This is a genomic window from Acinetobacter sp. ANC 3882 (assembly GCF_022549545.1).
Lineage (GTDB): Bacteria > Pseudomonadota > Gammaproteobacteria > Pseudomonadales > Moraxellaceae > Acinetobacter.
In genome coordinates this window covers 83,989-108,721 of record NZ_JAKZGB010000003.1, presented here as the reverse complement: position 1 = coordinate 108,721, position 24,733 = coordinate 83,989, and the positions used below count along the sequence as shown (strand labels likewise).

At 39.6% G+C, this 24,733-nt stretch carries 23 protein-coding genes; 12 read left to right on the top strand and 11 right to left on the bottom strand.

Annotated elements, in window-relative coordinates; translation table 11 throughout:
• Window positions 1-192: 192 nt before the first annotated feature.
• Both MMO42_RS08045 and MMO42_RS08040 read left to right on the top strand, forming a co-directional pair.
• On the top strand, window positions 193-1,539 hold the full coding sequence (locus tag MMO42_RS08045; RefSeq protein WP_005295693.1) for an MFS transporter: 1,347 nt from the start codon (window positions 193-195) through the stop codon (window positions 1,537-1,539).
• A gap of 82 nt (window positions 1,540-1,621) precedes the next feature.
• On the top strand, window positions 1,622-2,758 hold the full coding sequence (locus MMO42_RS08040; RefSeq protein ID WP_241319993.1) for a porin: 1,137 nt from the start codon (window positions 1,622-1,624) through the stop codon (window positions 2,756-2,758).
• A 106-nt stretch (window positions 2,759-2,864) separates the two neighbouring features.
• Here MMO42_RS08040 and MMO42_RS08035 read toward each other — a convergent pair whose 3' ends face one another.
• Window positions 2,865-3,458: a TetR/AcrR family transcriptional regulator gene (locus MMO42_RS08035; protein ID WP_241319992.1), complete on the bottom strand. Its 594-nt coding sequence runs from the start codon at window positions 3,456-3,458 to the stop codon at window positions 2,865-2,867.
• Window positions 3,459-3,635: 177 nt separating this feature from the next.
• Here MMO42_RS08035 and MMO42_RS08030 point away from each other — a divergent pair, with 177 nt between their 5' ends.
• Both MMO42_RS08030 and MMO42_RS18210 read left to right on the top strand, forming a co-directional pair.
• The gene (locus MMO42_RS08030; RefSeq protein WP_241319991.1) at window positions 3,636-4,856 is read left to right on the top strand and encodes an MFS transporter; all 1,221 of its coding nucleotides are present in this window, start codon (window positions 3,636-3,638) and stop codon (window positions 4,854-4,856) included.
• The gene (locus MMO42_RS18210; RefSeq protein WP_277603298.1) at window positions 4,843-4,977 is read left to right on the top strand and encodes a hypothetical protein; all 135 of its coding nucleotides are present in this window, start codon (window positions 4,843-4,845) and stop codon (window positions 4,975-4,977) included. Before MMO42_RS08030 ends, MMO42_RS18210 begins: the two co-directional genes overlap by 14 nt.
• A gap of 205 nt (window positions 4,978-5,182) precedes the next feature.
• On the opposite strand, the gene MMO42_RS08025 is transcribed toward MMO42_RS18210, so the two are convergent.
• Window positions 5,183-6,367 carry a trypsin-like peptidase domain-containing protein gene (locus tag MMO42_RS08025; protein ID WP_005295704.1) on the bottom strand — a complete coding sequence of 395 codons (1,185 nt, stop codon included), beginning with the start codon at window positions 6,365-6,367 and terminating at the stop codon, window positions 5,183-5,185.
• Between the two features lie 188 nt (window positions 6,368-6,555).
• Between MMO42_RS08025 and MMO42_RS08020 the strand changes: the two genes are divergently transcribed.
• From MMO42_RS08020 to MMO42_RS08010, 3 genes are all read left to right on the top strand, one after another.
• Complete coding sequence (locus MMO42_RS08020; RefSeq protein ID WP_241319990.1) at window positions 6,556-7,314, top strand: Nif3-like dinuclear metal center hexameric protein; 759 nt, start codon at window positions 6,556-6,558, stop codon at window positions 7,312-7,314.
• 349 nt (window positions 7,315-7,663) lie between these two features.
• Window positions 7,664-8,284, top strand: a complete 621-nt coding sequence (locus MMO42_RS08015) for a superoxide dismutase (RefSeq protein ID WP_241319989.1) — start codon at window positions 7,664-7,666, stop codon at window positions 8,282-8,284.
• A 229-nt stretch (window positions 8,285-8,513) separates the two neighbouring features.
• Window positions 8,514-9,140 carry a superoxide dismutase gene (locus MMO42_RS08010; RefSeq protein WP_005295711.1) on the top strand — a complete coding sequence of 209 codons (627 nt, stop codon included), beginning with the start codon at window positions 8,514-8,516 and terminating at the stop codon, window positions 9,138-9,140.
• A 312-nt stretch (window positions 9,141-9,452) separates the two neighbouring features.
• Here MMO42_RS08010 and MMO42_RS08005 read toward each other — a convergent pair whose 3' ends face one another.
• On the bottom strand, window positions 9,453-11,057 hold the full coding sequence (locus MMO42_RS08005; RefSeq protein ID WP_005145450.1) for an isocitrate lyase: 1,605 nt from the start codon (window positions 11,055-11,057) through the stop codon (window positions 9,453-9,455).
• 530 nt (window positions 11,058-11,587) lie between these two features.
• Between MMO42_RS08005 and MMO42_RS08000 the strand changes: the two genes are divergently transcribed.
• Window positions 11,588-12,589 carry a LysR family transcriptional regulator gene (locus tag MMO42_RS08000; RefSeq protein ID WP_004652708.1) on the top strand — a complete coding sequence of 334 codons (1,002 nt, stop codon included), beginning with the start codon at window positions 11,588-11,590 and terminating at the stop codon, window positions 12,587-12,589.
• Between the two features lie 199 nt (window positions 12,590-12,788).
• Window positions 12,789-14,117 (top strand): hemolysin family protein, encoded by a 1,329-nt coding sequence (locus MMO42_RS07995; protein WP_241319988.1) that lies wholly within the window; start codon window positions 12,789-12,791, stop codon window positions 14,115-14,117.
• Between the two features lie 37 nt (window positions 14,118-14,154).
• Here MMO42_RS07995 and MMO42_RS07990 read toward each other — a convergent pair whose 3' ends face one another.
• Together MMO42_RS07990 and MMO42_RS07985 are read right to left on the bottom strand one after the other, a co-directional pair.
• A complete protein-coding gene (locus tag MMO42_RS07990; RefSeq protein ID WP_241319987.1) occupies window positions 14,155-14,418 on the bottom strand; it encodes a 50S ribosomal protein L7/L12 in 264 nt (87 codons plus the stop codon).
• A gap of 65 nt (window positions 14,419-14,483) precedes the next feature.
• Window positions 14,484-14,999: a hypothetical protein gene (locus MMO42_RS07985; protein WP_005295717.1), complete on the bottom strand. Its 516-nt coding sequence runs from the start codon at window positions 14,997-14,999 to the stop codon at window positions 14,484-14,486.
• Window positions 15,000-15,222: 223 nt separating this feature from the next.
• Between MMO42_RS07985 and MMO42_RS07980 the strand changes: the two genes are divergently transcribed.
• The gene (locus MMO42_RS07980) at window positions 15,223-15,771 is read left to right on the top strand and encodes a DUF2239 family protein (protein WP_241319986.1); all 549 of its coding nucleotides are present in this window, start codon (window positions 15,223-15,225) and stop codon (window positions 15,769-15,771) included.
• A gap of 54 nt (window positions 15,772-15,825) precedes the next feature.
• On the opposite strand, the gene MMO42_RS07975 is transcribed toward MMO42_RS07980, so the two are convergent.
• The 6 genes from MMO42_RS07975 to MMO42_RS07950 all read right to left on the bottom strand — a co-directional run bounded on the left by MMO42_RS07975 (window position 15,826) and on the right by MMO42_RS07950 (window position 22,935).
• Window positions 15,826-16,173, bottom strand: a complete 348-nt coding sequence (locus MMO42_RS07975) for a hypothetical protein (RefSeq protein ID WP_241319985.1) — start codon at window positions 16,171-16,173, stop codon at window positions 15,826-15,828.
• A gap of 90 nt (window positions 16,174-16,263) precedes the next feature.
• Window positions 16,264-17,898: a sulfate adenylyltransferase subunit CysN gene (gene cysN, locus MMO42_RS07970; RefSeq protein WP_241319984.1), complete on the bottom strand. Its 1,635-nt coding sequence runs from the start codon at window positions 17,896-17,898 to the stop codon at window positions 16,264-16,266.
• A gap of 83 nt (window positions 17,899-17,981) precedes the next feature.
• Window positions 17,982-18,890 carry a sulfate adenylyltransferase subunit CysD gene (gene cysD / locus MMO42_RS07965; RefSeq protein ID WP_004808480.1) on the bottom strand — a complete coding sequence of 303 codons (909 nt, stop codon included), beginning with the start codon at window positions 18,888-18,890 and terminating at the stop codon, window positions 17,982-17,984.
• 322 nt (window positions 18,891-19,212) lie between these two features.
• On the bottom strand, window positions 19,213-20,670 hold the full coding sequence (locus MMO42_RS07960; protein WP_241319983.1) for a capsule assembly Wzi family protein: 1,458 nt from the start codon (window positions 20,668-20,670) through the stop codon (window positions 19,213-19,215).
• A gap of 141 nt (window positions 20,671-20,811) precedes the next feature.
• Window positions 20,812-22,338 carry a lysine--tRNA ligase gene (lysS, locus tag MMO42_RS07955; protein ID WP_004808486.1) on the bottom strand — a complete coding sequence of 509 codons (1,527 nt, stop codon included), beginning with the start codon at window positions 22,336-22,338 and terminating at the stop codon, window positions 20,812-20,814.
• A gap of 159 nt (window positions 22,339-22,497) precedes the next feature.
• Window positions 22,498-22,935 (bottom strand): SRPBCC domain-containing protein, encoded by a 438-nt coding sequence (locus MMO42_RS07950; protein WP_005202469.1) that lies wholly within the window; start codon window positions 22,933-22,935, stop codon window positions 22,498-22,500.
• A 348-nt stretch (window positions 22,936-23,283) separates the two neighbouring features.
• Here MMO42_RS07950 and rubA point away from each other — a divergent pair, with 348 nt between their 5' ends.
• Window positions 23,284-23,448 (top strand): rubredoxin RubA, encoded by a 165-nt coding sequence (gene rubA, locus MMO42_RS07945; protein ID WP_004678010.1) that lies wholly within the window; start codon window positions 23,284-23,286, stop codon window positions 23,446-23,448.
• An 83-nt stretch (window positions 23,449-23,531) separates the two neighbouring features.
• Window positions 23,532-24,713, top strand: a complete 1,182-nt coding sequence (rubB, locus tag MMO42_RS07940) for a rubredoxin reductase RubB (RefSeq protein ID WP_241319982.1) — start codon at window positions 23,532-23,534, stop codon at window positions 24,711-24,713.
• Window positions 24,714-24,733: the final 20 nt, after the last annotated feature.

Genomic DNA, 24,733 nt, shown 5'->3' with positions numbered 1-24,733 from the left:
GATTAACATTTTAAATTATTCATTTGGTTAATTTATTTTTCTGGCATGACACTTGCTATATATCAAACAAAATGAATCAACGACGATTCATAAACTAATTTGATGACGGCCAATGACGTCCGTTCTGTTCGATTTGCTTAGGCAGCGTAACTGCCAAGCAAAAATAAATAACGTGCAGTTCAGGAGAAAGTTATGTCTTCACCAATGAATATAGATGCAAAAAAAGCCACCGAAATAAAATTATTCAGCTTTTCAACACCTGCCATGCGTGCCTTTCATATGACATGGCTGGCATTCTTTGTCTGTTTCTTTGCGTGGTTTGCCTGCGCACCACTTATGCCTGTCATTAAAGGTGAATTCAATTTAACCAAAGATCAAATCGCCAATATCAACATTGCAGCGGTTGCGATTACCATTCTAATTCGCCTCATTGTTGGCCCGCTCTGTGACAAATACGGCCCACGCAAGACCTACACTGCACTTTTACTGCTTGGTAGTATTCCCGTGTTCGGTGTTGCTGCTGCGAACACCTATGAATCCTTCTTATTCTTTCGCTTATTGATTGGTGCAATTGGCGCGAGCTTTGTCATTACCCAATACCACACCAGTGTGATGTTTGCACCAAACGTTGTTGGCACTGCCAATGCGGCTTCTGCAGGTTGGGGAAATGCGGGTGGTGGTGCGACCCAAGCAATTATGCCGCTTATCTTGGGTGCGATTGTTATGTTTGGTGTTGAACAAACCATGGGCTGGAGAATTGCACTGCTCGTACCTGGCATCATGATGCTGATTGTAGGTGTGCTGTACTGGAAATTTACTCAAGATTGCCCTCAAGGAAATTTTAAAGAGCTTCGCGAGCAAGGCATTGACGTTGGTAGTGGCAAAAAAGGTGGTGTTGCCATCTTGATGCAAGCTGCTCGTAATTACCGTGTTTGGATTCTCTTTGTCTCTTATGCTGCATGCTTTGGTATTGAAATTTTCATTCATAATATTGCAGCGATGTATTATGTCGATCACTTCAACATGGGACTTAAAGAAGCAGGTTTGACTGCGGGTATTTTTGGCCTGCTCGCCCTATTTGCTCGTGCACTCGGAGGTTATCTCTCAGATAAGGTTGCGATCTCAAAAGGTTTAGATGGTCGAACTAAAGTTTTGTTTATCATGATCCTATGTGAAGGTTTATTCCTCATACTTTTCTCTCAAATGAATACAGTAGCACTTGCGATTATCAGCATGACCGTTTTTGCACTCTTTACACATATGTCTTGTGGTGCAACCTATGCACTTGTGCCTTTTATTGATCGTAATGCCTTAGGTGGTGTCGCAGGTATCATCGGCGCGGGTGGCAATGTTGGTGCTGTAGCCGCAGGTTTCTTACTCAAAGGTTTGCTTGACGTGCAAACCTGCCTGATGATTTTAGGCGCACTGGTTACCGTGGCAGCGTTTAGCGTCGTCCTCATTCGCTTCTCGGTCGAACATAAAGCCAAAGAACAACAATTGTTTGAGCAAGCCGTCTTAGAACGTAACTCTCTCGCTTAACCACAACACATTTGGTGTGGGAGAGCACATCCCACACGATTTTCAAATGAAATACTTCAACACCATTTTCAGGGGTCTCAATATGAAATTGAATCTTCTTAGCTTCGCTATGCTCAGTTTTTTAAGCAGTGCTATTTATGCAGCACCAACGCTATACGGCGAAATTGATGCCAGCATCGATTATTTACCAGAAAAAAATGCCAACAGCTCAAATAAAGATGTCTGGGAAATCAGCTCAAATAGTTCATATCTCGGTCTTAAAGGGGATGAAAAACTCACTGAAAGGCTAAGTGCTGTCTACGGTATCGAATGGGGATTTAGTGCTGATGGCGATAGTAATGACTGGGTACAGCGTAACCGCTTCGTTGGTTTAAAAGATACCCAACTCGGAACGATCAAAGTGGGTAAACATGATACGCCAGTCAAACAGCTTTCAAACACAGTTGATATCTTTAATAACTACGTGGCAAATAAAGCGGATATTGGCGGAATCTTGGTCGGAGAAAACCGAATCGACAATGTTGTTGTTTATGAATCCCCTGCCATTAGCCTCACTAAAGGCGTAGTTAAATTCAATGCCCTGCTCGCTAGCGGAGAATCCTCTGGCATCAAGACTTCCAGTGGTGGTGCAAAGGTTGCAGGTCGAGGCTTAGGTGATGCATGGTCAGCCAGTCTGGTCTATGAACATCCATTTTTTGTGGCAGGTCTTGGCTATGACAAAGCCATTCCAAGTACTTTTGCAGGACGTGGTTTTCTTAATGTTGCTACAGGACAGTCTTATACTGCCGACACACAAGCTTTTGCTGCCGCCAATACCCTTCGCGCCATTGGACGTTTAAATCCAATTGAAGGTCTATCCATCAAAACCTTGTACCAACGCTCCGAAGTTGAAGAAACCACATATGCAGATCTAGCTGAAGCAACCAAATGGGCAACGAAGGCGAATAATATTGATGACGCTCAAGGCTGGTTAGTGGGTGCCGAATACATACTCCCCAATGCCAAAAAATGGATACTCAAAGCACAATACAGCCAAAATGATACGAGCTTTAAAAATAATATGGCTGATTTTAAAGCCAAACAAATCATGGCTGGTGCTGACTATGCTTTCAGTAAACAAGTGAAAAGCTATGCCTATGGGGGGTATTTAACGCTAGAACAAGCAGATAAAAAAGATAGACAACCCGTCGTTGGAGTCGGTCTAGAATTTAAGTTTTAACAACTCAGTCAATAAATAAAAGTAAGAAAAACAGGAGTAACTAGAGGTTATTTCTGTTTTTTTAGATTTAATCATTACTGCCTTTCTGCTTTGATTCATCAAAGCCTCAGACCTTATAATGTGCAAATAAATGATGCTTGACAGTATCAAGTATTGTTAATGCTAAATCATGGTCAACAGACCGAGCTAATGTGAGCGCACCAGATAACAGACTCAACTGGATAATAGCATTCTCAGATATTTGTTCTTGATCTTTTGAGCTTAATGAATCAAGCGAACTTAAAATAGAAAGCAATGATTCCACGCCTTGATGAAATGATTGTTTTACCGGTTTTTCACTAGATTCTCTTGCAACATCGCTACTTAAGGAAGATAGAGGACAACTTACTCCAGGATTTTCTAAATTTCGCTCAGATAAATAACGATTAAAAATCTCATGTAGTGCTGATTTTTCACTATCAGATTCATCTATGATGGCTTCCCACTTCCCCACAGATTGCTGAAAAATATCTTTGCAGGCAATATCAATCAACTCATCTTTATTTTGGAAATGTTTGTAAAATCCACCATGTGTTAAGCCTGCAGCTTTCATTAAATCCGCAACACTCACAGCAAAGCCCTTTTCGCGTATCAATCGCGAAGTCGTATGTTCAATATTCTTTCTATTTTCAATCGCTAACTGTTTGGATACACGTGGCATAAATAAACCTTCTTAACTCAATAGAAATTAAAAAATTAGCAATTCATCACTCATGATAGAAGCTACTTTAGCATTCCCAATACACTTTATTATAGATTATGATTATAATCTATTTAATATTATTGAATCATCATCTGACAGATCGCCCTTATATCAAATGATAAATACGGACAGTGTATGAACAACAACCATGATTCGAATTTCTCTAAAACCTTAATTATGATGCTCATTGGAAGTGCACTGGTACTCGCACTTTCCTTAGGTGTGCGTCATGGTTTTGGGCTATATCTGGTCCCAATGAGTGATGCATTTGGTTGGGGACACCATATTTTCAGTTTCGCAATTGCCATGCAAAACTTAATCTGGGGCGCAGCACAACCCTTTACAGGTGCGATTGCAGATAAATACGGAACCAAGAAAGTCGTTGCAGCGGGTGGTTTACTCTATGCCATTGGCTTAATTCTTATGGCATTTAGCTCCACAGGATTGTTACTCAATCTCAGTTTAGGTCTTGTCATTGGACTTGCCTTGTCCGCGACTTCATTCACAGTCCTTCTCTCCGCTGTTGGTCGCGCTGCGCCACCAGAGAAACGTAGTATGGTGATGGGGATTGCCAGTGCAGCAGGTTCATTTGGACAATTTATCATGCTGCCATCGACGTTGCTTTTACTCAAAAGCATCGGCTGGTCATCTGCATTATTGGTCAGTGCTTTCGCCATTGCGTTTATTGTTCCCTTGGCTTGGCTATTAAAAGCTCCAACTTCTACTGTACCAAAAGCGATTGCTCAGCCCAGCTTAAGCTTTAAACAGGTTTTAAAAATCGCAAGAGACCACAAACCTTTCTGGTGGCTATCACTTGGCTTTTTAGTCTGTGGTTTCCAAGTGGTCTTTTTAGGGGTACATCTTCCTGGTTATTTGATTGATCATGGTTTTGATGCCACCACTGGCACGATATTTTTAGCACTGGTTGGCTTATTTAATATTGTCGGAACCTATGGTGCAGGCTGGCTAGGTGATCGCTATTCCAAACCAAAGCTCCTCATGTTGTTATATGGCTTACGTGGTATTGCAATTATTGCATTTTTACTCCTGCCTTTAAGCACATTGACCGTTTATGGCTTTGGGATCATCATGGGATTACTGTGGTTATCAACAGTGCCACTGACCAATGGAATTGTCGCCAACATGTTTGGTGTCAAATATTTATCCATGCTCAGTGGGATCGTGTTCTTTACCCATCAAATCGGCTCATTCTTTGGCGGTTGGTTAGGTGGCGTAAATCATGATTTAACAGGTAACTATAATTTGATCTGGCTGACCTGTTTAGTCCTGAGTATTTTTGGTGTAGTTATCCATCTTTTCGTGAATGAAGAGGCTGTGATCCATGACAAGTATTGAACGAAATTTTAAGCTGATCTTGGTCATCTTTATTTTTGGTCTGATTAGTATTTCAATTGCCATCTGGTTTCAAACACCAGATTTATTTGAATACTTTAATCAAGCCTTTTGTGCGCATTGAGCAAATATTTCAATCATTATTATTTGTCATATAAAGACAAAAAAACTGTCATCAAATCATCAAATTTCGATGGTGTAATGAAAAATAAAAAAGTCTATAAAATGCAAAAAGCGTGTTGATCGAATGAATCAACACGCTTTTTTATTACCTAAAATCAATAAGGGCTGCTCATTAGCAACCCTTATTCACTTAAAATCAAATCAACTTATTGTTGGCGTTTAGGTAGTGGAATATATTGCGATTGCGCATTTTGCTGCACTTTACGCTCACCCACTTTCACTTGGACTGTTTGCTGCTTTCCTTCACGCTCAATGATCACATCAATCAAACTTTCCGGTGCTTGCAATGCCACATAATTAATTAAATGCGAGGCAGAAGAAATTTGCTCATTGTTGACTTGAATGATCTTATCACCACGTTTAATCCCTGCAGAATCAGATGGTCCGCCACGTAATACATCTGCAACTGTGACGCCAATCGGTTTCGCGGCTAGTACATCTTCATCCAAATTATTTGGAATTAAGCTAATGCCTAACCATCCACGGACCACACGCCCATCTTTCAAAATTGAATTCAATACTTGCTGACAAACTTTCGCTGGTATTGCAAAACCAATCCCTAGTGAACCACCAGATTGAGAGAAGATTGCGGTGTTTACACCTATCAGATTCCCTGCAACATCAATCAATGCACCACCAGAATTACCTGGGTTAATTGCAGCATCGGTTTGAATAAAATCTTCGTAAGTATTAATCCCCAAGTCAGAACGACCTGTCGCTGAAATAATGCCTTGTGTAACCGTTTGGCCCACACCAAATGGATTACCAATCGCGAGAACAACATCACCCACTTCATTACCACTCAACTTAAATGGCAATACTGGTAATTTGTCTAGCTCTATCTTGATCACAGCCAAATCTGTATCGGGGTCAGTCCCAATAACCGTCGCTTCAGCACGACGACCATCATGCAGTGCCACAACAATATGTTCAGCCTGTGCAATCACATGGTTATTCGTCAAGATATAACCATCAGCGCGCACAATCACACCTGAACCCAGACTGTTTTCATTTTGAGGTTGCTGTGGCATTTGGTTGCCAAAGAACTCACGAAATACAGGATCATTCAGTAATGGATGATTCATCTGTTTAACTTTCTGAGTGGTAAAAATATTCACCACGGCAGGTGCAGCCACTTTGACTGCAGCACTATAGGAAACCACACCACCAGTACGTGATGTATCAATCAATGGTTCAACCTTTTCTGCTGGCATTTTTACGCCATCAGCAGCCACTGTCGGCTTTGGTTGATGTGATTTCTGCCAAGCCAGAAAACTAAATATAACAAGAATGAGTAATACCCAAGGTAACCATGTAAATGCACGGCGCACGTCTATAATCCTCTAGGCGAAATTATGTTATTAACGTAATTTATTGAAGAACTGGAAGTTTCCACCATTGTAAAGTAAATTGCTTAAAATCAATGCAAAAGTTAAAAAAGTTTTGTCTAGCTTTAGTTACATTTAAAAATATGTTCTCATTAATGCTGAGACAAGATGTAAATCATTTGAGGAATCGCATGGCAAATTTGCATGAAATTGTGCAATGGTGTAATCAAACTTTAAAGGCCAATGAATTTAAAGACTACGCACCAAACGGCTTACAAATTGAGGGCAAGCTTGAAGTGAATAAAATTGTGTGTGCTGTCACTGCATCTGAAGATGCCATTGATGCCGCAATTGCACAACAAGCCAATGCTTTGCTGGTACATCATGGTTATTTCTGGAAAGGTGAAGCCTACCCAATTAGAGGCATGCGCGGCAATCGCATCAAAAAACTCATTCAACATAATATTTCCTTGATTGCCTATCACCTGCCTTTGGATGCTCACCCGACACTCGGAAATAATATCGCCATTGCAGATTTAATTGGTTTACAAAATCTGGAAGCTTTAGATGCAACAGAACAACACCCGATTGGCAATGTTGGCTATTTAGACGATTCGCTTAGCCCAGAACAATTTAAAGCGAAGTTACAGTCTATTTTTGATTTTAACGTGATTCATTTACCGAGTGACAAAACGGCAATCAAAAAAGTAGGCTTCTGCACGGGTGGCGCGCAAGATTTTATCAATAAAGCAGCCCAAGAAAATTGTGATGCCTATATTTCAGGTGAAGTCAGTGAACGTACTTTTTACGAAGCCAAAGAACTTGGGGTACATTATTTCGCATGTGGTCACCATGCAACTGAACGTTATGGTGTACAGCGCTTAGCACAGGCAATTGCAAAGCAGTTTTCGATCGAAACAGCATATTTTGAACTTAACAACCCGATCTAATTCGATTCAATCCTTTGAAGGAGTGGAATTATTTTTGCTCCTTCTCTTCTCAATCTATCGCAGTTTTTTATCAATCTTTAAGATTTGCACTAGCCATACCATCATCGCAATGTCTTTACCATTTCTTTGGACTTATAAAGCCTCACTCAGAAAAAATCCCCTTCTTTCGTTGGCAAGTCAATTCAAGACCCAAACAGTAAATGATAAATAAAATTTATTCTTTATCCAGTTTCACCAACATTAAAGTAAATGAAAAACATATTGATTATCATTTGCAATTATATAAATAATGAAAGCGCTTTTAATTTACCGTAATAAAACCACATTGATTACAAAAGGAATCAAACCCATGGCTTATTCTTTACCTGCGCTTCCTTATGCATATGATGCACTCGAACCCAATATTGATACCAAAACGATGGAAATTCATCATAGCAAACACCATCAGACCTATATCAATAATATTAATGGCGCAATTGAAGGCACAGAATGGGAAAAACTATCAGTAGAAGAACTGGTTGCCAAAGTGAATGAAGTCCCCGCAGATCTTAAAAATATGGTGGTCAATAATGGTGGTGGGCACGCCAATCACTCACTGTTTTGGACAGTCATGAGTCCACAAGGTGGTGGAGAACCGACAGGTGATATTGCTGCAGCCATTGATCAACAACTCGGTGGCTTCGATGCTTTTAAAGATGCATTCACTAAAGCAGCGATTAGTCGTTTCGGAAGTGGTTGGGCATGGCTCAGCGTCACTCCCGAAGCTAAAATTGTTGTGGAAAGTAGTGCCAATCAAGACTCACCTCTCATGCATGGCAACACACCTATTTTAGGTCTGGATGTCTGGGAACATGCCTACTATCTCAAATACCAAAACCGTCGCCCTGAATATATTGCTGCATTTTATAATGTGGTGGATTGGGATGAAGTGAATCGTCGTTATCATGCAGCGTTACAAAGCAAAGCTTAAGCATTTCTCCGATTTGAAGATCAACCATTATTGATCTTCAAACTTGGTTAGAGTCATCTAAAAGCTCAATCCATGAGCGACCGACTCTAACCATAAGTTGTGTATCGTATATGTCTCATAGCGAAATTTTTTGCATATTTTGTGTATTAAAAGACTGCCCTATTGCCTATAGAATCATTTACAATAAAGGCACTTAATGTAAAACCCAGCAATTTGCAAGGAATGACACATGACAACCATTACTTTACCTGAACTTCCATATGGCTATGATGATTTAGCGCCACACATCACTCGCGAAACTTTAGAATACCATCACGACAAACACCACAATACTTATGTTGTTAACTTAAACAACTTAATCAAAGGTACTGACCTTGAAGGCAAAACTTTAGAAGAAATCATCAAAGCTTCTGCTGGTGATGCGTCTAAAGCAGGTATCTTTAACAATGCTGCGCAAGTATGGAACCACACGTTCTACTGGAACAGCATGAAGCCAAATGGTGGTGGTAAACCTACAGGCGCGATTGCAGCGAAAATTGACGAAGCTTTTGGTAGCTACGAAAAGTTTGCAGAACAATTCACTGCTGCTGCAACAACTCAATTCGGTTCAGGTTGGGCTTGGTTAGTTGCTGACGAAGTAAACGGTACATTATCGATTACTAAAACTGCCAATGCAGACACTCCACTTGCACATGGTCAAGTTGCAGTATTAACTATCGACGTATGGGAACACGCTTACTACATCGACTTCCGTAACTTACGTCCTAAGTACATCGCAACTTTCTTAGAAAGCCTAGTAAACTGGGACTATGCAAATGCAAAACTTGCAGGTCAACCAGCAGGTGTTGAGAAATAAGTGATTATTTCTTAAATAAAAAACTGCTCTTCATGGGCAGTTTTTTTATGTCTATATTTTGATGGAATCATTCGACTCTGCCATCCAATTCACTTGCTCTTATTAAAATAAAGTCTCTTTTACATTGTTCTTAGATTAATAAAGATAGACCTACTCTCATTGAATAAGTGCTTTCAATAGAAAGCGTCTCATCACTAATAATCAGAAAGGCCATAATTCATTTTCTTGACACAAAGATTCAGTCTTAAGTATTTATTTTAAGGCAATAAAAAACCCTGCTTTCGCAGGGTTTCTTTTGAATCAGTTCAGTGCTTAGTGAGCAGCGAATTGGTTCATTGTGTTTTTAGCATCATCGTGCGCTTTAAGAGCGTTGTCACCAGAGAAGATTTCTTTGTGATCATCACCGATGTCAGAACCCGCCATTGCTTGGTGTTTAACACAAGCGATACCACCACGGATTTCTTTACGTTGTACGCCAGCAACATAAGCCAACATACCTTCAGAACCGAAGTAACCTTGTGCAAGCTCATGCGTAGAAAGAGCAGCAGTGTGGTAAGTCGGAAGTGTGATCAAGTGATGGAACACACCCGCTTCACGAGCAGCATCTGCTTGGAATGTACGGATCTTAGCGTCTGCATCAGCAGCTAATTCAGTAGCATCATACTCAGCGCTCATTAATTTAGCACGGTCGTAAGCAGAAACGTCTTTACCTTCAGCAACCCAACGGTCGTAAGCTTGTTGACGGAAGTTTAAAGTCCAGTTGAACGATGGGCTGTTGTTATAAACAAGCTTCGCATTTGGAACTGTTTCACGTACACGGTTAACCATGTGAGCGATTTCTTCTACGTTTGGAGTCGCAGTTTCGATCCAAAGAAGGTCAGCACCATTTTGAAGGCTAGATACACAGTCAAGTACAACACGGTCAATTTGAGTGTCAGCACGGAACTGATATAAACCAGAAGCTAAACGCTTAGGACGGTGTAATTTACCATTACGTTTGATCAAGATTTCATCTTCTTGAGCATCAGCAATGTCAATTTCAGTTGTATCTAAGTAGCTGATGTATTGAGAAGCGATGTCGCCTGGCTCTTTAACCACTGGGATTTTTTGAGTCAAGTCAGCGCCTTCAGAGTCAGTACGCGCAACGATGATACCGTCATCAAGACCCATTTCTAAGAATGCATAACGTAATGCATGGATTTTAGAGATGAAGTCTTCATGTGGAACAGTTACTTTACCAGCTTGGTGACCACATTGTTTCGCATCAGATACTTGGTTTTCGATTTGAAGTGCACAAGCACCCGCTTCGATCATCTTACGTGCAAGTAAATAAGTCGCTTCTTCGTTACCGAAACCAGCATCGATGTCAGCAATAATTGGCACGATGTGAGTTTGGAAACCGTCGATTTGAGCAGTGATTTCAGCAGCTTTAGCAGTATCACCAGCTTCGTTTGCTTTTTTAAGCGCACGGAATAAATCGTTAAGTTCTTTCGCATCAGCTTGGCGTAAGAAAGTGTAGATTTCTTCGATCAAAGCAGGTACAGAAGTTTTTTCATGCATAGATTGGTCAGGAAGTGGACCAAATTCTGAACGAAGTGCAGCAACCATCCAACCAGAAAGGTAGATATAGCGACGCTCAGTTGTACCAAAGTATTTTTTGTTCGCAATCATTTTTTGTTGCGCGATAAAACCGTGCCAGCAACCTAATGATTGAGTATATTTGCTAGAATCAGCATCATAAGCAGCCATATCACGACGCATAATCGCAGCTGTATATTTAGCAATATCTAAACCAGTTTTGAATTGGTTTTGCATTTGCATACGCGCAGCATCTTCTGGGCTAATATCGCGCCAAGTGTCGCCGAATTTTGCTTTTAGTTCGCGGATTGCATCAATCGCTGTTTGATATGTAGACATGATATATTCCTTTTGCGGATTGGCATCGAATGATCGCTAAAAAATCCTGATTTTATTTAGTCTAGATTTAAAGCACGTCATCAACATGTATCACAGCTTAGTCTTTGGCAAGTGTTTTATCCAATATTCTAGCTTAATCTTCAGTATTTTCTAAAAAAATATATGTATAACCATTTTTCAAAAATACAAAAAATACCACATAAATAGTTGTTTTAATTATTCTTCCTAAATACACAGCTTGAAACAACTATCGAATTTCAGCCCCATTTTCTAGACTCACCAGTTCAGAAAAAGCGATCTTTGCGTTATCTAGCCTACAGAAAATGACCATTTCTATCTGTGTTTTCTCTCAATTTGAATCAAAAATCACGCCATAAAAAGCCATCAAAATTAAATAAATTGACAAAACATGCCAAGTTAACGAAGCAGCCTGTTCGCTGTTGTTTTTATGTAGGATTAAGTTACACAAATAGCTTGGGATATGTCATAATTCAAGACAATTCAAGGATTTTATTTTCGGTATTTTTTTTATGAATCTGGAGCGCGTCGATCTTAATTTATTAATTTATCTTGACGTATTGCTTCGTGAAAAAAATGTCACGCGTGCGGCAGAGCAATTGGGCGTTACCCAACCGGCAATGAGTAATATTTTACGTCGTTTGCGTAATTTATTTAATGATCCTTTACTCATTCGCTCTTCTGAAGGTATGACTCCGACTGAACGTGCATTGGAATTACAACCGCGTATTCGTGATGCATTGTCAGACCTTTCAATGATCCTTGAGCCACGTACCGAATTCCGTCCTTATACCAGTAATCGTGTGTTCCGGATCATGACATCCGATTATGCCGAAGCAACGCTAGTTCCTCGTTTAGTCAAAGCATTACGTTCAGAAGCACCCAATGTTGTCTTGGACTTCTTAACCCCAAGTGATGTGTCATATCGTGATATGGAACAAGGTAAAGTTGATTTAGCAATCAACCGCTTCAATGAAATCCCTCAAAGCTTCCATCAGGTTTTGGTATGGCGTGACAGTTTTAGCTGTATTCTGAATGATAAACATCCTGCGGTCACCCATCTCAATTTAAAAAGCTATTTAGATGCACAACATATTTGGGTATCTAAAACAGGTATGGGGGTCGGCTTTGGTGTCAATCCAGAGAAACAAGCTGGATTAGGTTGGATTGATCAAGCTTTAGAGCGTATCGGTCAACGTCGTAAGATCTCTGTATTTACCCGTCATTACCAAATGCCAGCACTCTTGGCTCAAAATGTAGATTTAATCGCAACGCTACCAACGCGTATGGCGCGCCTACAAACACAGAACCCTAGACTGGTTATAAAGGATCCTCCGTTCTATATCCCAGAATTTGAACTAAAAATGGCTTGGTGTCCATTATTGCATCACCACCCTGCACATCGCTGGCTCAGACAACTTATTCTGTTTGTTGCACGCCAAATGATTGAGGAAGAAAACCGCGAGTATTTGTTGAATAATGGCAATTCACAATTACCGCACAGCTTTTTCTAAGTGAACAAATGAGCAAGATTAAATTTCAGCCATACCACCGCTATGGCTGACTGTTTTAATAACAATATCAATAAAAACTTATTTCTTTTACTTACTGATACATTATATTCTCTTATAGATTAGCGAGTGAAATAATAGGTTAGAACGATTATTTGCATAAGCGATTTTATAGGCTGTGTCCTACCAATATAGGTGAAGTATGGATGTTTTCCAAAGCATGACGATTCTAGTGATCTTAGTCGCATGTTCATTCTTTTTATCCTTATCTGAAATCGCGATTGCTGGATCACGAAAACTCAAACTTAAACTGATTGCTGAAAGCGGTGAAGAGCGCGCAAACAAAGTCATTGAGCTGCAAGAAAATTCAGCAGACTTCTTCGCATCAACCCAAATCGGTGTAAATGCTGTTGCCATCTTAGGTGGTATTGTTGGTGAATCATCACTTCGCCCTTACTTTCAAAACCTTGCCACTGAACTTTATCCTGGTCCATGGGCAGACACCATCGGCTTTAGTTTATCCTTTTTAACAGTCACCTCGCTGTTCATCTTATTTGCGGATTTAATGCCAAAACGCTTGGCTATGATTTTCCCAGAAAAACTGGCAATCTCAGTCATTAATCCAATTACTATTTTTATCAAAATCTGCAGACCATTAGCTTGGTTTATTAATATCATTGCAAATTCAATTTTTAGAATCTTTAAAATTGATACCAAGCGTGATGACAGCATGACCTTTGACGACATTTCAGCCATCGTCAATGCAGGTGCGCAAGCAGGGGTTTTACAAAAACAAGAACATCATTTCATTGAAAACGTGTTTGAACTGGAAGAAAGAACTGTCCCATCAAGCATGACAGCACGGGAAAACATTGTTTATTTCACCTTAAATGAAGCAGAACAAAGTATTCGTCAAAAACTGGCTGACCACCCCTATTCAAAATTCTTAGTGTGTAGTGAGCACATCGACCAAGTGATTGGTTACGTCGATGCCAAAGATATTTTGGTGCGTATCTTAAACAATCAATCCTTTACACAACTCAATGAATCGACCATCCGTAATGTGTTGATTATTCCAGATTCTTTAACCTTATCCGAATTACTCGATCGTTTCCGCTCAACCAAAGAGAAGTTTGCTGTTGTAATCAACGAATATGCTTTGGTTGTTGGGGTGATTACGCTCAGTGATATTATGATCACAGTCATGGGAGATTGGGTCACACCAATGGATGAGGAAAAGCAGATCATCAAACGAGATAATCATTCTTGGCTGATTGATGGCAGCACGCCAATTGAAGATGTGAAACATGCTTTAACCATCGAGGAATTCCCAGAGAATGAAAATTACGAAACGATTGCAGGCTTTATCATGTATCGTTTACGAAAAATCCCTCGCCCTGCCGATGCAGTAGAATATGCGGGCTTTAAGTTTGAAGTTGTCGATATCGACCATTATAAAATTGACCAATTACTGGTGACTCAAGTTTTACCAAATTTGGAAGGCGAATCTCCAGCCCCGAAAGACGATTAATCTTGATCGCTAAAAAAAGCCCATCTATGGGCTTTTTTTATTTCACAACAAACCAGATAAATGCAGCCAATATGAATAAAATCAAAATAAAGATTTTAATTCCACCACGGCTACGCTGTGCCAATTGCTCTTGAATCTGCACCTGCTCTTGTGGGTGATCCTGCAAATACTGATCAATTAAATCTTTAGATTCCTTTAGGCCTAAACCTGTTTTTTCTCGCGTGATCTTGATCGCATCAATCAACTGCCCTGCGCGGAGCACATCCAAAGCTTCTGGTGGAATCGTCGGTGGTAAATTCATAAAATTAACAATCCTTGTTATTTTCTATTGGCAACCGCAGTGCTCAGAACAGGTTTTATAATGCCTTAATTCCCGCCATACAATGAAATGAGTTCATCTAGCGTCGCTTGATAGTGAATACCAATGTCTTCTGCCAATATCTTATAAGCATTATCAAACTGAACCATTGGCCAACCTTCTTTCCAAAATGGGAAAATATTGTGCAAACCTTCAGTCACAATCGCATCTTCTCGAGTAATCGCTTGAGCAACCTGAGCTAAAACCTGTGCAGTTTCCGCGCCATCAATGGCTAAGTAATCAATACCACGCACTTTTAAAATACGGATACGGTCCTTTTTATAGCGGATTTTTTTCGCTTGACCAGCGTTTAGGCCCAATGCCAAAGTCACTGCTTCAACAAATTTTTCTTCAAAACTGGTATTAAGTACAACCAAAGCTTGTTTATGTGCTTCCTGACGACCTGCTTTCCCCCCATTACGGATTATCTCATTTGCTTCCGTATCCAGCTTATCTTTTTTCATAGACTGTAAAATGTCTAAAATTTCGATATCGCTTAAAGATTCAGGAGATTGCTCAATCATGGGAGTCCTTATACACATAAATAAAGAAGTATTGTCTCATAAAAGTGATTTCAAAGCTGAATAAAAATTAAAAATGGCATTCTATCTTCATTATTTTTTATATGGTCAATTCCAACGCTTAGGCCAATGAAATTGAGTACTCTCTGAATATTGATTTATGTGTTTGCATAATTACTTTTACCCTGATAATATATTTTTACCCGTATAAAATAATTTAAAGAAAATGAATACTCAACCAACCTATACCGCTTTTTCAGGCAATACATTTCTAGCAAATGGCCAAGCTGCTGAACTTGCAATAGAAATTAAACGAATTTCAACAACCACTGACAATATTCTAATTTTTAATGATCAAACTGGACAACAAATTGATCTTGATCTCTCTGGCTCAGAGCTAGAAATTCAACAGCGTTATAGCGAACCTGAACCTGAGAAAAAAGTTGGACGACCGAAACTCGGGGTCATTTCTCGTGAAATCACCTTACAGAAAAAACATTGGGATTGGTTAGACCAACAGAGTGCAAGTGCTTCTGCTGTGATTCGCAAATTAATTGATAAAGAGCTAAATGACCCTAGTTCTGAAAGTAATATCATGCTCGCGAAACAGTCTACAGATCGCTTTATGTCTGCCATGTTGGGCAATATGCCGAATTACGAAGAAGCAACCCGTGCTTTATATCAAGGTGATCAAGCGAATTTTTTGAAGAACATAAAAGAATGTCCAATGGATTTAAAAGAATATTTAATTATAAAAACCAAAAATATTTTTTAATTATGGTTGTTTCACTTATAAAAGGTGAAACAACCAAGCTTTATCACTAAAGCCCTATCCACTATTCATTGAAGATGTTATGCCCATATCAATATTTTTATAATCAATTACTTCTAAACACCTTAGGCATTTCTCTTTTAATTGATCAATCATTTCTTGTTGCTTTATCTTCCCATTCTCAAAGCAAGACCAAACATCAATTTCATCAAAACATCCGATTACATCTTTCAGATCATCAGAAATCATGGTTGATTTTAAGACTTCACTAGAAAAACTTGATCTTGATAAAGACCATATTCCAGCTTCAGGAGAAACAACACCTTGTTTTATTCCTTCTAAAATTCCTAAGGCAAGCGAAGCTAGATAAAATTCAGCATTTTTATTATGAGTATCAAGTTTCATATATTAGAAATGCACTTAAATAAAATATAGAGCATACATAATACAATAAAAAACCCGCTTCCGCGGGTCTTCTTAAATTCATTCGATCTATTAAAGACGAACCAATTCCGCAATTTTTTCAGCTGCTTCTTCAACCGTTTCAGCTGCTTCTTCAACCGTTTCAGCCGCAATCTCTGTATCAGTACCGTCAACAACTGTAGTAATAACCACTACACCTGTTTCACGTAACAATGCAATTTGCTCAGCCGTTAAATTTGCTTTTGCAATCGCAACCACACCCTGTTGAATCAATAAACTCTCTAAAGCTTGAGCCTTCTCGATTAATTGTCTAGAAACACCAATCACAGCAGGTTTCTGACCTAAACGAGCAGCACGATCTTCTGCAGTCACAGGATTGCTATGCGCTGTCCATTCAACCGCAGCTTCAACCATACCTGCACCAACCGTCACATTGCTTAGACGGTCAATAAAGATAAATGAACCTGTGTAACGGCTGTCTTGGTATTGGTCAAAGACTACTGGTGCATCAAATTCGACTACAACATCCGCAATTGCATTCAACTCTAGTTCTTCAACTTGCGTGTGCTCCAATGTATTCACATTGACACGGAAGTTAATTGCAGTCACTTTAGCAGGAACAGTTTGCGTACCAATTTTGACGTTGTACAGCTTCCCTTTCACCAAAGGATGTTCATTCATCCAAACAACAGATGCACGCACACTACGTGAAATTAATGGCTGTTCACCTGCACGTACTAGTACGTTGCCACGTGAAATATCAATTTCATCATTTAAGGTTAAAGTAACAGCTTGGCCAGCAACCGCTTGTTCAAGATTTCCATCAAAAGTTACAATCTCTTTAACTGTTGATTTTTTCCCTGATGGCAATGCAATAATTTCATCACCAACATTAATTTCACCCAGTGCAATGGTACCTGCAAAACCACGGAAATCAAGGTTTGGACGATTCACATACTGAACAGGGAAACGGAACTCACGCTTATTTGATTCACGTTTAATTTCCACTGACTCAAGCAGGCTCATCAAGGTTTGACCCTTGTACCATGGCGTACTTGCAGATGGATTAACAACGTTATCGCCATTCAATGCCGAGATCGGTACGAATACAATATTTTCAGGGCGACGATCACCGAGTTGACTTACGAACGCATCATATTCAACTTGGATATCATTGAAACGTGTTTCCGAGAACTCAACCAAGTCCATCTTGTTAATTGCAACAACGATATTTTTAATACCCAATAAGCTTGCAATAAATGAATGGCGGCGAGTTTGTGTTTGCACACCATAACGCGCGTCAATCAAGATAATCGCAAGATCAGCCGTTGATGCACCCGTTGCCATATTACGTGTGTATTGTTCATGTCCAGGCGTATCTGCAATGATGAACTTACGCTTTTCGGTAGAGAAATAGCGATAAGCCACGTCAATGGTAATACCCTGTTCACGTTCAGCCTGTAGACCATCTACCAGTAAGGCAAGGTCAGGTGCATCACCTGTTGTTCCTACTTTCTTACTGTCGCGTGTTACGGCTTGCAATTGATCTTCATAAATCAACTTTGAATCATAAAGTAAACGACCAATTAAGGTACTTTTACCATCATCGACGTTACCGCACGTCAAAAAGCGTAATAAATCTTTTTGCTCATGCTGTTTTAAATATCCCAAGATGTCTTGGCTAATAAGATCTGATTGATGAGACATTGCTCAAAACTCCACATATTCTTTAGAAATCGGTTTTAATCTCCCTAAATCCCTCTTTAAAAAGAGGGACTTGCTTAAGGAAATTAGAAATAACCTTCTTGCTTTTTCTTTTCCATCGAACCTGCTTCGTCGTGGTCAATCATACGACCCTGACGCTCTGAGCTGGTCGCTAAAAGCATTTCTTGGATAATTTCAGGCAAGGTATCTGCTTCTGACTCAACTGCACCTGTTAGCGGATAACAACCAAGCGTACGGAAACGTACCGATTTCATTTGTGGAACTTCACCCTCTTTTAAACGCATGCGTTCATCATCCACCATGATTAACGTACCACTACGTTCAACCACAGGTCGAACCGCAGAGAAATAAAGAGGAACAAGTTGAATATTTTCCAAATAGATATATTGCCAGATGTCTAACTCAGTCCAGTTCGACAATGGAAATACACGAATACTTTCGCCTTTGTTCACTTTACCGTTGTAAAGATTCCAAAGTTCTGGACGTTGGTTTTTTGGATCCCAACGATGTTTATTATCACGGAATGAATACACACGCTCTTTGGCACGCGATTTTTCTTCATCACGGCGTGCACCACCAAACGCAGCATCAAACTGATACTTATCCAAAGCTTGTTTTAAACCTTGGGTTTTCATGATGTCAGTATATTTTGAACTGCCATGATCGAACGGGTTAATCCCTGCTTCACGACCTTCTACATTTTGATGCACGATCAAATCAAAGCCATGGGTTTTTGCCATGTTGTCACGGAAAGCAATCATGTCTTTAAACTTCCAACCGGTATCTACATGCAGTAGTGGGAATGGAAGTTTCGCTGGATAGAATGCTTTTAATGCCAAATGCAACATCACTGCCGAGTCTTTACCAATCGAGTAAAGCATTACAGGATTTTCAAATTCAGCTGCAACTTCACGAATAATATGAATACTTTCTGCCTCAAGTTGCTTGAGGTGAGTTAATCTATTTTCAGTCATGTACAATTTCCTCCTTATCCATGCTATCCATAAAATCTATAAGCGGTATTAAACCACCACTTTGAAGACTGTGTGGAGGAACGAGTGCCATAACAACTCCAATTTTTCATGATATCGATATTCTTACCGGTGGCAGAACAGCCACTCAATAAAGGTTATTCATTATAATAATTTAGATTCAGTTCTTTAGCTTGTTTTTTCATATCAATATGCAAAATTATGATATGAAAATAAGATTCAGGAATAACAATACAATCAATTTCACATGAATTAAATTAAAAAAGAAGCCTATAAAGACTTCTTTTTAATGATAATACTTAGCTTAGAAGCGGAACATATTGCGTTCTAATGGAATTTCAACACCTACTGAAACACCGCCATCACTTCCATTTAAATCAGAGTCACTGACCCAACCATTCACTTTTAATGGAATTGTTGGTTTTAAATAATGCGTCCAAGTGAGGTCAAGACCTTTTACGGTATCTTGTTTTGGAAATGCTGCATTGATTGCCAGATTTGATTGATTCAGTTTGGCATAAATCACGCGACCATTTAAACGGTTCATCGTATCAAAACGGATATCGCCGCCAGCAGAATACATTTGACTATCACCACCAATTGCATGTCCAAGTGAAAAACCATGCTGATAATAACCATCCGTATATTGATGATGGCTATAAGAAATACCTTTCACTTCACCATTGGTACGTGTATCCGCCCATTCTGCATAGAGCTGATAAGGCATATTTTTATAACTTGAAGAATAATCTGCACCCGCTAAATACAAATATTTTGCAGGTAAACCACCTGCTTCATCTTCACCAACGAATTGGCTATATAGACTCACAGGCACATTCAATAATGGTTGAAGCAATAAACGTCCATCAAAACCAGCAATTTGGTTAGAGGCATTTTTATCACCAACGCAACCATTGTCATCACAGCCGTTGTCACGACCAATCATGGCATTCCAATATGCTTTAAAGCTATTCGGCTGTCCTTTACCACCAATTTGAATTGCACGTGAAGCTCCAAGCTCTAAGTACGGCAAGGGCTGAGCCGTAAAACGTAAACCAATTAATTTAGTGTCAGGTACAGCTTTATAATCATCCAACTGTCCAGCAAAAGCTTGGTATTGCCATGGACCAATCCAAGATAGCCATTTTGTTTCAAATGCATTTTGCACTGCACGTTGCACAGTCACCCCATAGACAGGACGACTTGCATCACCACGGATCAAACTACCATCATGTCCAGGTCCCCAATAGGTCGGAATCTGGCCAGCAACGACCCATTGATTCCACAGCTTGCCTGCAAGATAAGAGCCTTCAACATTCGCATCATGCCCATTATCAATCAACGGATCTTTTTCACCATTCACACGAAGCTTGGCATCCCAATTTTCACCACCTGCATTGAATTCAACAGCAGCTTGGTATTGAGATTTCTGATTATCACCAAAAGTTTGAGGAACAGTTTTTAAGTCAGTGCCTGCATGTAAACCAAGTTTTACCGTTTCATTATCCGCTTGTAGTGCATTGATCACAGAATTCACAACTTTCTGCTGTGCATTGTTGCTCACTTTTGCTTGAGATATAGCACGCTTAACCTCATCACCACTCAATGGCCAAGTCGAGGTACTGATTTGAATCACACCTTGCTGATTCAACCAATTAAGGTCTGTACGCAAGTTTGCATCATTTAAGATGAGACCTTGGGCAAAAGTGGCAGAAGAAAGCGAAGCAAATAATGCGACATAAAGCGATTTTTTTAGAAACATTTCTAAATTGTTCTCAAATTTATCTATGTGCATATAATCGTTTTTTTACGATGTCTTTTCAATCATCAAATCCAATAATTATGATTTTTAATTATGAAAAAAAGCCACTTCTTTAAAGTGGCTTTTTTATTGAACAGTAAATTAATCTTTACGGCGCATATGTGGGAACAACAACACGTCACGGATACTCGCTGCATTTGCGAATAACATGACTAAACGATCAATACCGATCCCCTGACCTGCTGTCGGTGGTAAACCATATTCCAATGCTTCGATAAAGTCAGCATCGTAATGCATCGCTTCATCATCACCCGCATCTTTCTCAGCAACCTGTGCTTGGAAACGCTCAGCTTGATCGATTGGATCATTTAACTCAGAGAAACCATTGGCCAATTCACGGCCACCAATAAAGAACTCGAAACGATCGGTAATATGTGGATTATCATCGTTACGACGTGCAAGTGGTGAAGTTTCAGCTGGATATTCAGTAATGAAAGTAGGCTGACGTAGCTTAGTTTCTACCGTTTCTTCAAATACGATGGTTTGCAATTTACCTAAACCAAAACCAGGTTTCACCTGCTCTTTTAAAACATCTTTGGTAAATTTCGCCAAGAACTCGCGATCATTCACATTTTCAGGTGTGAAATCAGGGTTATTCTCAAGAATTGCATCAAACATTGAGATCTTTTTGAATGGACCTTTGAAGCTATAGACTTCTTCACCATAAGGCACATCAGTAGAACCCAAGATATCAACTGCTAATTTTTCAAGCATATTTTCAGTCAATACCATCAAGTCTTTATAATCTGCATAGGCTTGATAGAATTCAATCATAGTGAATTCTGGGTTATGGCGTGTCGAAACCCCTTCATTACGGAAGTTACGGTTAATTTCAAACACACGCTCAAAACCACCTACAACAAGGCGTTTTAAATAGAGTTCTGGTGCAACACGTAAATAAAGCTCCATATCTAAAGCATTATGATGCGTTACAAATGGTTTTGCAGAAGCACCGCCAGGAATGACATGCATCATTGGCGTTTCAACTTCCATGAAGCGTTCATTGGTTAAGAATGCACGAATCCCTGCAACCACTTGGGCACGAATTTCGAAAGTTTTACGTGTTTCTTCATTTACGATCAAATCTAAATAACGTTTACGATATTTCGCTTCTGTATCGGTTAAACCATGGAATTTATCTGGCAGCGGACGCAGTGATTTGGTCAGTAATTCAAAACCTTCAAGGTGTACATATAAGTCACCTTTACCAGAACGACCAATATAACCTTCAGCAGCGATAATATCGCCAAGGTCTAAACTTTTAATGGTTTCTAAAATGTCAGCTGGCAAACCTTTACGGTCTACATAAAGTTGGATACGACCTGTCATGTCTTGGATCACCATAAATGATCCACGGTTGAGCATCACACGACCCGCAACTTTTACATACACTTTTTCAGCGCCTTCAATTTGCGCTTTGTCTTGATCTTTAAACTGTTCTTGCAAATCAGCTGCATAGTGCTCACGTTTAAACGTGTTTGGCCACGGGCTCTTACCCGTTTGTTTTGCAGTCTCTTGGATTTGCTTTAATTTGGCATGACGCTGTGCGATTAAATCGTTTTCGGAAAGTGTTTGTTCAGAAGTCGATTGAGCGTTTTGTTGCGTCATCTCTGCCTCGATTAAGTAAAAAATGAAGTGACATAGAATAGCAGATCACAACTCATTTTCGTATTATTTCAACTAGACAATTCAAAAAAATGAAGATTTATCAATTTTTGAATAGTGATAACACAACAATTGCCCTGTCCTGATGATTACACTTACAACTTATTTTTCAGCCAGATGCTTGACCATGGCAAGTCCCTGATCAAAGCCTTTATTCATAAATTCTGCATGCTCTGGTTGAATATCGACTTCTACATGCAGTTGCGTTTCACCATTAAAATCAAACAGCATATATTTTTCCAAAGCACCTGCCCAAGACTTCACAGCCTCACTTTCCAGATCTTCTTTGCCGTTCTCGATCATTCCTAGATGTTTAAAAACAATCTCTTTAGGCTCATCAATACTTTCAATGGTAGAGATCATGCCATTGCCTTTACCATCACCAAAATAGGTTTTACCACCGACTTTCCAATCCGTCGTCATGGTTGAATCGCATGCAAAGAATTTTGTCCATGCTTGATAACTTTCTGGAGTCCAAAGCACTTCCCAAACTTTCTCAGGGGTCGCATAAATTTTTATATTATAAGATAAGGTTTCCATGTTTTATTCTCCTTGCTCATTGTTTTCATCATCATATCTTGATTCTGAATGTTTGTTTTTTATACACACTATATTTATACATTTCGGCTTTTTTTAATTGTATAAGCGTTATATTTTTACAAAAAATTAGAGTAATTGCTCAAATAACAAGAGTTTCAGATAGAATTGCCATATCACTTTTTGAATAAATGATTAAACTCTTGCATTTACTTTACTTAAATGTCGTTCTGCGTAAAAATCTAACTCCCGATTAGCATAAGTTAGTTCCTATTGCAGCGATCATAGCGACATTACGGAATAGTTTTACTGAAAGGCAACTTGAACATACCTATCAGTTTGGAGAGTCACATGAAAAAATATCAATGTATCGTTTGTGGTTGGATTTACGACGAAGCAGAAGGTTGGCCACAAGACGGCATTGCAGCAGGTACCAAATGGGAAGATATCCCTGATGATTGGACTTGCCCAGATTGCGGCGTTTCAAAAGCTGATTTTGAAATGGTTGAAATCTAAATAGATCTAAAAGGCCATGACAATGATCATGGTCTTTTTTTTCCTATCATTTGTTTTTAAATAAGAAAATATTGGAGAATAGAATGCATCCTATCGTTATCATCGGATCGGGCATGGCAGGTTACACCGTAGCGCGAGAGTTTCGTAAACTAAGTCCTGAACAAGAACTGGTTATGATCTGTGCAGATGATGCGGTAAATTATGCAAAACCAACATTATCCAATGCCTTTGCAGGGAATAAAGCACCAGAACAAATTGCTTTAGGCGATGCGACTAAGATGGCAACCCAATTGAATATGCGCATTGATGCAGACACATGGGTGAAAGCCATTGATGCTGAAAAGCATGAGCTTACATTAGAAAAAAATGGGCAAACCATTACCCAACCTTATTCAAAGTTAGTATTGGCTGTCGGTGCAAATCCAATTCGATTAGCGATTGCGGGTGATGGCAGTGATGACATTCATGTCGTAAACTCATTGGTCGACTACCGTATCTTCCGTAACAACCTTGCAAACCGTAAAGACAAACGCGTGGTTATTCTTGGTGCAGGTTTGATTGGCTGTGAATTTGCCAATGACTTATTGCATAGCCAATATGATGTTACTGTAATTGACTTAGCTCCTCAGCCACTGGGTCGTTTATTACCAAACCATGTCGCTGAAGCTTTTAAGACCAATTTAGAACAAGCAGGCATTAAGTTTGCACTCTCTACCACGGTTGAAAAAGTCACCAAAATTAATAATGGTGAAGACTACGAAGTCACTTTAGCCAATGGTAAAACACTGGTCGCTGATATTGTTCTTTCTGCAATTGGCTTACAACCGAATATCTCGTTAGCAAAAGCAGCAGACATTCAAACCAGTCGTGGCATTATTACCAACACGCTTTTAGAAACCAATCAAGCTGATATCTATGCTGTTGGTGACTGTGCAGAAGTAAATGGCACGTTATTGCCATATGTGATGCCAATCATGCAACAAGCACGCGCTTTAGCAAAAACCCTCAGTGGTCAAAGCACAACGGTACACTACCCTGCTATGCCAGTTGCAGTAAAAACACCAGCTGCGCCATTGACGGTTTTACCAGCACCGCTTAATGTGGATGTGAACTGGGAAACTGAAGAGTTTGATGATGGTATGCTTGCAAAAGCAGCTGATGGGGAAGGAACCTTAAGAGGTTTTGTACTGTTAGGTGCAACGGCAGGCAAACAACGTTTAACGCTCACCAAGCTGGTTCCAGACTTGATTCCAGCACAAGTTTAAGGTTTAAATATGAGAGTTTG

Coding starts and splice junctions, on each gene's coding strand:
- MMO42_RS08045 (WP_005295693.1), top strand. CDS start 193: ATGTCTTCACCAATGAATATAGATGCAAAAAAAGCCACCGAAATAAAA.
- MMO42_RS08040 (WP_241319993.1), top strand. CDS start 1,622: ATGAAATTGAATCTTCTTAGCTTCGCTATGCTCAGTTTTTTAAGCAGT.
- MMO42_RS08035 (WP_241319992.1), bottom strand. CDS start 3,458: ATGCCACGTGTATCCAAACAGTTAGCGATTGAAAATAGAAAGAATATT.
- MMO42_RS08030 (WP_241319991.1), top strand. CDS start 3,636: ATGAACAACAACCATGATTCGAATTTCTCTAAAACCTTAATTATGATG.
- MMO42_RS18210 (WP_277603298.1), top strand. CDS start 4,843: ATGACAAGTATTGAACGAAATTTTAAGCTGATCTTGGTCATCTTTATT.
- MMO42_RS08020 (WP_241319990.1), top strand. CDS start 6,556: ATGGCAAATTTGCATGAAATTGTGCAATGGTGTAATCAAACTTTAAAG.
- MMO42_RS08015 (WP_241319989.1), top strand. CDS start 7,664: ATGGCTTATTCTTTACCTGCGCTTCCTTATGCATATGATGCACTCGAA.
- MMO42_RS08010 (WP_005295711.1), top strand. CDS start 8,514: ATGACAACCATTACTTTACCTGAACTTCCATATGGCTATGATGATTTA.
- MMO42_RS08005 (WP_005145450.1), bottom strand. CDS start 11,057: ATGTCTACATATCAAACAGCGATTGATGCAATCCGCGAACTAAAAGCA.
- MMO42_RS08000 (WP_004652708.1), top strand. CDS start 11,588: ATGAATCTGGAGCGCGTCGATCTTAATTTATTAATTTATCTTGACGTA.
- MMO42_RS07995 (WP_241319988.1), top strand. CDS start 12,789: ATGGATGTTTTCCAAAGCATGACGATTCTAGTGATCTTAGTCGCATGT.
- MMO42_RS07990 (WP_241319987.1), bottom strand. CDS start 14,418: ATGAATTTACCACCGACGATTCCACCAGAAGCTTTGGATGTGCTCCGC.
- MMO42_RS07985 (WP_005295717.1), bottom strand. CDS start 14,999: ATGATTGAGCAATCTCCTGAATCTTTAAGCGATATCGAAATTTTAGAC.
- MMO42_RS07980 (WP_241319986.1), top strand. CDS start 15,223: ATGAATACTCAACCAACCTATACCGCTTTTTCAGGCAATACATTTCTA.
- MMO42_RS07975 (WP_241319985.1), bottom strand. CDS start 16,173: ATGAAACTTGATACTCATAATAAAAATGCTGAATTTTATCTAGCTTCG.
- cysN (WP_241319984.1), bottom strand. CDS start 17,898: ATGTCTCATCAATCAGATCTTATTAGCCAAGACATCTTGGGATATTTA.
- cysD (WP_004808480.1), bottom strand. CDS start 18,890: ATGACTGAAAATAGATTAACTCACCTCAAGCAACTTGAGGCAGAAAGT.
- MMO42_RS07960 (WP_241319983.1), bottom strand. CDS start 20,670: ATGTTTCTAAAAAAATCGCTTTATGTCGCATTATTTGCTTCGCTTTCT.
- lysS (WP_004808486.1), bottom strand. CDS start 22,338: ATGACGCAACAAAACGCTCAATCGACTTCTGAACAAACACTTTCCGAA.
- MMO42_RS07950 (WP_005202469.1), bottom strand. CDS start 22,935: ATGGAAACCTTATCTTATAATATAAAAATTTATGCGACCCCTGAGAAA.
- rubA (WP_004678010.1), top strand. CDS start 23,284: ATGAAAAAATATCAATGTATCGTTTGTGGTTGGATTTACGACGAAGCA.
- rubB (WP_241319982.1), top strand. CDS start 23,532: ATGCATCCTATCGTTATCATCGGATCGGGCATGGCAGGTTACACCGTA.